At 44.3% G+C, this 2070-nt stretch carries 2 protein-coding genes; both read left to right on the top strand.

The window, feature by feature from the left end:
- The first annotated feature begins 335 nt into the window (after nucleotides 1–335).
- A complete protein-coding gene (locus BMZ51_RS23535) occupies nucleotides 336–1490 on the top strand; it encodes a hypothetical protein (protein ID WP_139201485.1) in 1155 nt (384 codons plus the stop codon).
- 256 nt (nucleotides 1491–1746) lie between these two features.
- Nucleotides 1747–2070: transposase (locus BMZ51_RS23995; protein WP_139201484.1), on the top strand; the 324-nt coding region annotated here is incomplete at its 3' end.

The following is a 2070-nucleotide window of genomic DNA, read 5'->3' as shown; positions in this document are numbered from 1 at the left end:
CCAACATGGCCATCGGTGGCATTACGCCCGCAACAAAACTAAAAATGGCGGCATAGCTCTATTACCAAACTCCTCCATAAATGGGGGGATTACCAGTCCACTTATCGCATACTGAGATTCCTGTACTCAAGGCACTCTCAAAGGCTAGTTGCTTCGTAGATTCAAGTCTTACATGTACCGAAGTTCTTGGGGATATGTTTCAGTTTATTCCGCCTGCATACCCTTAAAATCAAAATTGCAATTTCAATAGGGATAAATTACACGGTACGAGAGACTGTTTGATTGGCCCCTAACCCTTTATCATATCTTAAATACTAAAATCTACGGAGATGTTGTTGTCAGATAATGGAAAGAACATAAAAAATGCTGCTCTGCTTTCGTATGGAAAGTGCAGTAATGCAGGGGATGTTCTAATTTATGAAACTTTCTGCAAGCTGTTTTCGAAGGAAATCCAACCCAACTGGCATCATGTCCGCTTGGATGAGCTAGATACCAAGTCTGAGAACATCATTATCGGTCCGGGCGGTTTGCTATCTGGTTCATACAAGCCAGACGTTGCCAAGGATCAGCTCGTAATACGTCATTTGAAGTCTAATAAAATTCAGAGCTGGCGGTCTGTAGGAAAGCGATTGTTTGCCTTTGGGACCGGTACCAATACTCCCTTTGACAATAACCCCAAAGCCAAACCATTTTCTGCGAAGAGCCAAAAAACTATTGCTGATTTTGTCGCTTCATCCGGTGGTATGTACCTACGCGGATCTGCGGATATCCGCAGGCTTTCCGCTTTTTGTGCGAGTGAAGACCTTCACAAATTTAAGTTCCAACCATGCCCTTCAGTTTTTTTGGATAGGTTGTTTTCTATAAAGCCAACGGTAAGTGATCAAATTGCCGTGAATTTCCCCTTTCGAAAGACCCTAACCAAAGAGAATTACAAAGATCACCCAATTAACAAATTTATCGAATTTTCAAGGGCAAACGGCCTGTCTGTTTCTTTATTAGACAACCATCCTCAAGATATTAGTTCAAGCATCCCTGCAGTATTTTCTTCTCCAGTCTCCGATCCTCAACAATTTGATTTTATTAATTCTCTCGAAGGCCCCCTATCTGATGCGAGGTATGCAAAACTATTCGAGGACCGGTGGAGTAAGGAGGACCCCATAGCAAAACGGTTCAACGGGTATAGATTCTCTTTTGGTGCTCGCCTTCACTCATTCCTGCCATTTATGGCATTTAATACGCCCTCTGCTTTCTTAGCAGGAAGTGAGATTCGTACTCCTATGGCTTTGGAATATTTTAGAAATCCAGTCTTCGGTGCCAAAACACCGCTTGGCAAAGGTTCGTTTTCTCAGGTTGTTGATGGGATGATTGACAGACTAAAATTCTTCATGAAATACGAGGATCAACTTAGAAATGAAATATCAGATGAGAGATCCCGCCTGTGGGAAATTACCATGAACAATAAGGCTGATATGCTCAGCAGAATGTCATAAACGGCGTGCTCGCTGATTATGCTTTTCGTAAACTATGAATCGCGATCAGTTTTAGGAACTTATCTTAGATCTGCTCGCGGCTGTGTCGCAAAGTTCACTCGGCTCCCAGCTCTCGCTTTTTTTGGTTACAAACGGTTCGCTTTGAATTGACAGTTTGATGTTCGTTGAGTTGATCAGTTTTAAAGGTGAAATTCGTCGCATTACTCGTAATCGTCCGGCGAAGTCGACCTAACCGTGTCGACTGTGCTGCTCTATCATGCGTGCAGTTTTATCTGCATGGGCTTTGATGATGACGAAGACGAGCGGGGAACGGCGCTGGAGCGATCATGCCAAGCGGGCAATTAGTCGGGAGGCTGTTGAAGGAAGCGATCCTGTTGCTCAAGTAGCCAAGCGTAATGGGCTAAAGAAGCGGCGGCTTTATTATTGGCTGAAAGACCCACGTTTCAACCCCACCCTTAAAGGGAACACTGCGACTACTCCCGAGGGGCGGTGTTGCAATATTCCGGCTTTAGAGCGTATTGCTTCGGGAGTTTTCATCAGCCAAGATTTTTTCATGCCCTTCAAACACAACGCTGCTCGC

The sequence above is a fragment of the Pseudovibrio axinellae genome (assembly GCF_900110875.1).
GTDB lineage: Bacteria > Pseudomonadota > Alphaproteobacteria > Rhizobiales > Stappiaceae > Pseudovibrio > Pseudovibrio axinellae.
Note: the sequence above shows the minus strand (reverse complement) of the source record. Positions and strands in the feature narration are given on the sequence as shown.